This is a genomic window from Micromonospora endophytica, assembly GCF_003236305.1.
Classification (GTDB): Bacteria; Actinomycetota; Actinomycetes; order Mycobacteriales; family Micromonosporaceae; genus Micromonospora; species Micromonospora endophytica.
This window is the reverse complement of sequence record NZ_POTX01000054.1, coordinates 21,976-29,000: the sequence shown is the minus strand read 5'-3', so window position 1 is coordinate 29,000 and position 7,025 is coordinate 21,976. Positions and strand designations below refer to the sequence as shown.

Sequence of the window (7,025 nt, the reverse complement as noted above, 5' to 3'; positions counted from 1 at the left end):
ATTCCGCACCTCACCCACGCCGCCCCTCCTCCCCCGTCACTTCCTTCGTCGATCATGCACTTGTGGTGCCCCATGAATGGTGCAGAACCACCTGATCCGGGCACCACCACTGCATGATCGATGCGAACAGGTGGGGGCGGGGTGGTCAGAGGCGTTCGAAGCCACGGGCGAGTTCCCAGTCGGTGACGGCGGCATCGAAGGCGGCCAGCTCGACCCGGGCCATGTTGGCGTAGTGGGCGTGCACCTCGTCGCCGAAGGCGGCGCGGGCGATCTCGGAGGACTCCCAGCGGGTCAGGGCGTCGCGCAGGGTGCCGGGGACGCGCTCGGCCGTCGGGTCGTCGTACGCGTTGCCGGTGCACTCCGCACCCAGCTCCAACTCGTGCTCGATGCCGTGCAGCGCGCCCGCCACCAGGGCCGCGATCGCCAGGTACGGGTTCACGTCCGCGCCCGGCACCCGGTTCTCCACCCGCATGCCCTGACCGTGCCCGACCAGCCGCAGCGCGCAGGTGCGGTTGTCGGTGCCCCAGCGCAGCGCGGTCGGGGCGAACGAACCCGGCTGGTAACGCTTGTACGAGTTGACGTTCGGGGCGAAGAAGAGGCTCAGCTCCGGCATCGTGGCGAGCAGCCCGGCGAGCACCCGCTGACCGGTGACGCTCAGGTGGGCGGGGCCGTCGCCGAGCATCGCCGAGCCGCCGGCGGAGTCACGCAGCGAGAAGTGGATGTGGCAGGAGTTGCCCTCCCGATCGTTCGGCTTGGCCATGAACGTGATCGACATGCCCTCCTGGGCGGCGATCTCCTTCGCGCCGTTCTTGTAGATCACGTGGTGGTCGGCGCAGGCCACCGCCTCGTCGTACCGGAAGGCGATCTCGTGCTGGCCGAGGTTGCACTCGCCCTTGGCGCTCTCCGGCGTCAACCCGGCACCGGCCATCTCGGTGCGGATGCGACGCAGCAGCGGCTCCACCCGGGCGGTGCCGAGCAGCGAGTAGTCCACGTTGTACTGGTTGGCCGGGGTCAGGCCACGGTAGCCGCGGGTGAACGCCTGCTCGTACGAGTCGCGGAAGAGGACGAACTCCAACTCGGTCCCCGCGTACGCGGTCAGCCCGTGCCCGGCCAGCCGGTCCAGTTGCCGGCGGAGGATCTGCCGGGGCGAGGCGGTGACCGGCCCGCTGCCGTCCAGCCACTCCAGGTCGGCCAGGAGCATCGCGGTGCCGGGCTGCCACGGCACCCGGTGCAGCGTGTCGAAGTCCGGCCGCATCGCGAAGTCGCCGTAGCCACGGTCCCAGCTCGACATCGCGTACCCGTCGACCGTGTTCATGTCCACGTCGACGGCGAGCAGATAGTTGCACCCCTCGCTGCCGTGCGCGACGACCTGGTCGAGAAAGTACGGCGCGTGGAATCGTTTGCCCTGTAACCGGCCCTGCATGTCCACCAGAGCCAGCGCCACCGTGTCGATCTCGCCCTCGGCGATGGCGACCCGCAACTGCTCCAACGTGAGCGGTGCTTTCCTCATCCGCCAGCCTCCATCACCAAGGTCTACCGGCCGAGCCGATCACCGTCAATGAGACGCCCCGGTCGTACCCTCTTCCCCTCCCCCGGCAAACCGCCAGGAACCGACGATGCGTGACCTGTCCCCCTCCGCCGGGCTCTAGCTGGCCGCAGGCGCGGCGCGCAGGAGCGCCGGGTCCACATCGGGGACGGCGGACCTCGGGTTGTGACCGGCGGCGACGACCCGCATCACGAATCCGGCCGCCTCCTCCAACTGGCGGGCAGCGGTCAGGCCACCGACCACGGCGGTGCGGGCGCCGAGATCCCGGATCAACGTCGTGGTGCGTTCGAGCGCACTCGGATCGTCGCCACAGATGGCGACGACGGGGGCGGCGTCCTGGGGGCCCTCGTACGGCCAGGATGCGCCGGCGAAGAGATGCAGCGCCTTCACCACGTGTGCGTCGACGGCGGTGCGGGCAACAAGCTCGGCCGCCGAGCCGGAGGTCGGCTTCAGCGCGCCGGTGGCGAAGTCGATGGCGTTCGTACAGTCGATGACGGTCTTGCCGGCCAGCCTGCCCGCGTCCGCGCCGATCAAGGTCAGCGCCGCCGTCAAGCCGTCCCAGGCGACCGCCACCACGACCACGTCGACCTGAGCCGCGAAGTCGGCGGGGTCGACCGCGTTCGCGGCCCGCCCGATCCGGTCGACGGCCTGCGTGACCCGCTGCGGGTCACGTCCCGTGACCGACAGGGTGTGTCCCGCGCCGGCCCAGGCCCGACCCAACGTCTCGGCCAGGTTGCCGGTGCCCACGATTCCCACGTTCATGGCTCTTCCCTCCATGCGGTAATGCCGAGAACGTTACGAACGCGATTCCTACCAACCGGTAGGCGGTCGCTGCCACACTGGAATACGTGCTCGATGAGAACTGCCAGACATTCGTGTCGGACTGCCACGTGCGGGCGGCGGCCGAACTCATCAACCATTCCTGGGATCCGGTGGTGCTTTCCGCCCTACGGCTGGGGCCGGTCCGCCGCAACGACCTGCTCGTACGCATCGGCGGTATCAGCGACAAGGTGCTGACCCAGTCGCTGCGCCGCCTGCAGGCGCGGACCCTCGTCAGCAAAGAGACAGCAGGGCACGGTGGTGTTGTCTATCGGCTCACCACACTCGGCGAATCATTCGCGAACGGTCCCCTCGCGTACCTCGCCCAGTGGGCCGCGGAACACCAGGCCGAACTGGCCTGACCACGGCGAAACGGCGGTGTCGAGAGCCTGCGGCTGCGCCACGAACGAGAAAAGCAGGAAGAACCAGTCTCCCTGCCACCTCTAACGTATATCGCACCCCGGGTCTTGCCGCAAGACCCGGGTGATGCCGCAGAATCTGCGGCCGAGGCCAGGACCTGCGGAATCAAAGATCCGCTAAGGGCGCGCCGGACCGCGCAAGGCAGCTGGCCGAAACCACAATGGGGGTACGGATGTTTGACGTGATCATCGCCGGGGGTGGGCCGACCGGCCTGATGCTGGCCGGCGAGTTGCGGTTGCACGGCGTACGCACGCTGGTGCTGGAGCGGGACACCGAGCCGACCAGCTATGTCCGCGCGCTCGGCCTGCACGTACGCAGCATCGAGGTGCTCGACCAGCGCGGCCTGTTGGATCGGTTCCTGGCGCTCGGCAAGCGGTACCCGGTCGGTGGTTTCTTCGCCGCCATGGACAAGCCGGCGCCCGAGCGGCTGGACACCGCGCATCCCTACGTCCTGGGCATCCCGCAGCCGGTCACCGATCGGCTGCTCGCCGAGCACGCGGCCGAGGTCGGCGCGGAGATCCGGCGTGGCTGCGAACTGGTCGGGTTGAGCCAGGACTCCGACGGGGTGACCGCCGAGTTGGCCGACGGCACGCAGCTGCGCTCCCGCTACCTGGTCGGCTGCGACGGCGGGCGCAGCATCGTCCGCAAGCTGCTCGGCGTCGGCTTCCCCGGCGAGCCCAGCCGGACCGAGACGCTGCTGGGCGAGATGGAGGTGGGGGTGCCGTGGGAGACCGTGGTCGCCGTGGTCACCAAGGTCCGCCAGACGCAGAAGCGGTTCGGCCTCGGGCCGGTCAAGGACGGGGTGTACCGGGTCGTGGTGCCCGCCGACGGGCTGGCCGCCGACCGCTCGGCGCCACCCACCCTGGAGGATTTCAAACAGCAACTGCGGGCGTACGCGGACACCGACTTCGGGGTGCACTCACCGCGCTGGCTGTCCCGCTTCGGTGACGCGACCCGGCTGGCCGAGCGCTACCGGGTCGACCGGGTGCTGCTGGCCGGCGACGCGGCACACATCCACCCGCCGACCGGTGGGCAGGGCCTCAACCTCGGCATCCAGGACGCGTTCAACCTCGGTTGGAAACTCGCCGCCGAGGTGGCCGGCTGGGCGCCGGAGGGTCTGCTCGACAGCTACCACGCCGAACGGCACCCGGTCGCCGCCGACGTGCTGAACAACACCCGGGCGCAGATGGAGCTGCTCTCCACCGAGCCGGGTGCGCTGGCGCTGCGCCGGCTGCTGTCGGAGCTGATGGACTTCGACGAGGTGAACAGATACCTCACCGAGAAGATCATCGCGACCGCGATCCGCTACGACTTCGGCCCGGGGCACGACCTGCTCGGCCGGCGGATGCGGGACGTACGGCTCAAGCAGGGACGCCTCTACGAGTTGACCCGGGCCGGCCGTGGTCTGCTGCTCGACCAGACCGGCCAGCTCTCGGTCGACGGCTGGGCAGACCGGGTCGACCATGTCGTCGACGTCAGCGAGGAGGTGCCGGCCCCCGCCCTGCTGCTGCGACCGGACGGTCACGTGGCCTGGGTCGGCGACGACCAGCGCGACCTGGTCGGGCACCTGCCCCGCTGGTTCGGCGCCGCCTAGTCGGGTCGCGATCCCCGGATGAACTGCTCGACGGCCGTCTGCACGAGGACAACCTCAGCCTTGACTTAATTAAGCTAGGCCTGAAATAGTTCGATCGTGCACGCGTTCGACGTCCTCGGCGACCCGGTCAGACGCCGGATACTGGAGTTGCTCGCCGACGGCGAACAGGCCGCCGGATCCGTCAGCGAGGCCATCCGGGCCGAGTTCGGCATCTCGCCACCTGCGGTGTCGCAACACCTGCGAGTCCTGAGGGAGTCGGGTTTCGTCACCGTCCGCCCAGACGGCACGCGCCGCCTCTACAGCGTGGAGGCGGCGCCGTTGCAGGAGATCGACGTCTGGCTGGAGCGCTTCCGGCAGTTCTGGGAGCAGCGCCTGGACGCATTGGCCACCGAACTCGCCCGCGGCAAACGTCAACGCCGCGAAGAGCGCGGCGATCCGTAGGAACACGGAATCACCGCCAGCAGGCGAGCCGTCAGCGAGGAGAAGACGTGATCGACATCATCAACCAGATCAACGCCACCCACCGGGAGATCGGCAACCAGGCGGTCGCCACCGGGGCAGGGCGATCACTGCTGCTGCGAAGGACCTACGGCGCCCCGATCGAGGACGTCTGGAGTGCCTGCACCGACCCGGAACGGCTCAGCCGCTGGCTGGGCCCGATCGAGGGTGACCTGCGGGTCGGCGGCAGGTTCCAGCTCAAGAACAATGCCGGCGGCGAGATCTTGCGCTGCGAACAACCCCATCTGATCAAGGTGACCTGGGTCCTGGGCGAGGGCATGCCGACCGAGGTCGAGGTACGCCTGACGCCCAGCGACGACGGCCGCACCATCTTCGAGTTGGAGCACGCCTCGCCCGCCGAGATCGTCGATCAGTTGGTGAACACCTACGGTCCCGGTGGCACGATCGGAATCGGCGGCGGTTGGGATCTCACGCTGATCGCTCTTGACATGTTCCTCAACGGCGTGAGCTTCGACTGTGCCACCTGGGAGGACACCCCCGAGGCGAAGGAGTTCGCCGCCCGCAGCTGCCACGCCTGGGGCCCCGTCATCCAGGCTGCCTGGGAAACCAGCGACGACGACATCGCCGCGGCCATCGCGTTCGCGGTACAACACTTCTCCCCTGAAACCGACGGTGCCCACTGACGACCGGATGTGCACGCGGCGCGAGTGATCTACGTGAGAGGCAGGAGGCTGGATGACCGAACCGACGGTGGCCGAGGTGCTGACCGAACTGGCCGCGTATGAGGACCCGAAGACGCGCGAGGCGAACGAGAAACACGGTGACGATCATGGTGTGAAACTCAGCCTGCTGCGCGCGCTCGCGAAACGCCTCAGGACGCAGCAGGAACTCGCGCGTCAGCTCTGGAAGACGGAGGACACCGCAGCGAGACTGCTGGCGACCCTGGTCTGCCGCCCGAAGGCGTTCCCGCCCGACGAGTTGGACGTCATGTTGCGCGAGGCGCGCACCCCCAAGGTGCACGACTGGCTGGTGAACTACGTGGTGAAGAACAGCCCGCACGCCGAGGCGTTGCGCCTGGCCTGGTCCGCCGATCCGGATCCAGCGGTCGCGAGTGCCGGCTGGGCACTGACCACCGAACGCGTGGCGAAGAATCCCCAGGGCCTCAGCCTCGCCGGACTGCTCGACGTCATCGAGGCGGAGATGAGAGATGCCCCGGACCGGCTGCAGTGGGCGATGAACCACTGCCTCGCTCAGATCGGGATCGAGCATGCCGAGCACCGCGACCGGGCCCTCGACATCGGTGAGCGTCTCGGTGTGCTCAAGGACTACCCGACTCCCCCGAACTGCACGTCCCCGTACGCCCCGATCTGGATCAGGGAGATGGTGCGGCGACAACACGACACAGCGTCAGCCGGTAAATGATCATCAGGCAATTGCGTTGCCGGATGCTTCGGCGTACCCCATCCTTGGGCTTGTGACCAGGCCCGATCGCGACGGGCCTACCCGGGCCCTCGGAACGGCCCGGCAGCCGCGGCGGCGCGGGGAAACGTCACCTCTCTCTCGGGCACGGCACTGCGCCCTGCCCTGACTTCCGCCCCGCGCCGCCCGGTCATCACCACTGCAGCTCAGGTGAGGATCAGGCCGCTCACCCAGAGCGCGCCGATCACCACGCCGGAGAGAAACTCGATCAGCATCGACAGCCCGGCCGCGCCCACCGCGCGCTTCGTCGCCGGCCAGGCGAGTCGGGTGTCGCCCAGCCGCAGCCGCTCCATCAGGAAGATGCCGCCGACGAAGCCGATGACCAACCCGACGACGGGGATGACGAAGAAACCGACCAGGCCGAGCAGCGCCCCGACCAGCAGCGTGGAGGTGGGCACGCCGGCCCGTTTGAGGTTGCGGCCCGGCCAGGCGTACTTGACCACGGTGCCGCCGAGGGCGACCACGGTGGCCGCCGCCAGCACCAGCCAGCGGCCGGCGTCGGCGTCGCCGAACAGCGCCCACACCAGTACGCCGCCCCAGCACAGTGGCAGCGCCGGCAGCCCGGGCACCACCACACCGGCGAGCCCGGCCAGGATGGCCAACGCGGCGACCACGGACACCACCGCGCCGGTCTCTGTCACATCCACGTCGGCTCCCCACCCGATCGTTCCAGCTGTTAAAAGGGGACCCCTGCTCTACCTGAGGCGT

At 69.1% G+C, this 7,025-nt stretch carries 8 protein-coding genes; 5 read left to right on the top strand and 3 right to left on the bottom strand.

What is annotated here, in order from left to right:
* Window positions 1-145 precede the first annotated feature (145 nt).
* Window positions 146-1,510, bottom strand: coding sequence for a glutamine synthetase family protein (locus C1I93_RS10990; protein WP_111243152.1), 1,365 nt, complete (start codon window positions 1,508-1,510; stop codon window positions 146-148).
* Between the two features lie 135 nt (window positions 1,511-1,645).
* Complete coding sequence (locus tag C1I93_RS10985; protein ID WP_181445114.1) at window positions 1,646-2,308, bottom strand: NADPH-dependent F420 reductase; 663 nt, start codon at window positions 2,306-2,308, stop codon at window positions 1,646-1,648.
* Window positions 2,309-2,394: 86 nt separating this feature from the next.
* Between C1I93_RS10985 and C1I93_RS10980 the strand changes: the two genes are divergently transcribed.
* The 5 genes from C1I93_RS10980 to C1I93_RS10960 all read left to right on the top strand — a co-directional run bounded on the left by C1I93_RS10980 (window position 2,395) and on the right by C1I93_RS10960 (window position 6,260).
* On the top strand, window positions 2,395-2,727 hold the full coding sequence (locus C1I93_RS10980) for a winged helix-turn-helix transcriptional regulator (protein ID WP_111243151.1): 333 nt from the start codon (window positions 2,395-2,397) through the stop codon (window positions 2,725-2,727).
* Window positions 2,728-2,957: 230 nt separating this feature from the next.
* Window positions 2,958-4,379 carry a rifampin monooxygenase gene (gene rox / locus C1I93_RS10975; protein ID WP_111243150.1) on the top strand — a complete coding sequence of 474 codons (1,422 nt, stop codon included), beginning with the start codon at window positions 2,958-2,960 and terminating at the stop codon, window positions 4,377-4,379.
* A gap of 96 nt (window positions 4,380-4,475) precedes the next feature.
* Complete coding sequence (locus tag C1I93_RS10970) at window positions 4,476-4,820, top strand: ArsR/SmtB family transcription factor (RefSeq protein ID WP_111243149.1); 345 nt, start codon at window positions 4,476-4,478, stop codon at window positions 4,818-4,820.
* Between the two features lie 47 nt (window positions 4,821-4,867).
* Window positions 4,868-5,521, top strand: a complete 654-nt coding sequence (locus C1I93_RS10965) for an SRPBCC family protein (protein WP_111243148.1) — start codon at window positions 4,868-4,870, stop codon at window positions 5,519-5,521.
* A 52-nt stretch (window positions 5,522-5,573) separates the two neighbouring features.
* Complete coding sequence (locus tag C1I93_RS10960) at window positions 5,574-6,260, top strand: DNA alkylation repair protein (protein ID WP_111243147.1); 687 nt, start codon at window positions 5,574-5,576, stop codon at window positions 6,258-6,260.
* 203 nt (window positions 6,261-6,463) lie between these two features.
* Here C1I93_RS10960 and C1I93_RS10955 read toward each other — a convergent pair whose 3' ends face one another.
* On the bottom strand, window positions 6,464-6,964 hold the full coding sequence (locus C1I93_RS10955; protein ID WP_111243146.1) for a DUF456 domain-containing protein: 501 nt from the start codon (window positions 6,962-6,964) through the stop codon (window positions 6,464-6,466).
* Window positions 6,965-7,025 lie beyond the last annotated feature (61 nt).

Coding starts and splice junctions, on each gene's coding strand:
- C1I93_RS10990 (WP_111243152.1), bottom strand. CDS start 1,510: ATGAGGAAAGCACCGCTCACGTTGGAGCAGTTGCGGGTCGCCATCGCC.
- C1I93_RS10985 (WP_181445114.1), bottom strand. CDS start 2,308: ATGAACGTGGGAATCGTGGGCACCGGCAACCTGGCCGAGACGTTGGGT.
- rox (WP_111243150.1), top strand. CDS start 2,958: ATGTTTGACGTGATCATCGCCGGGGGTGGGCCGACCGGCCTGATGCTG.
- C1I93_RS10960 (WP_111243147.1), top strand. CDS start 5,574: ATGACCGAACCGACGGTGGCCGAGGTGCTGACCGAACTGGCCGCGTAT.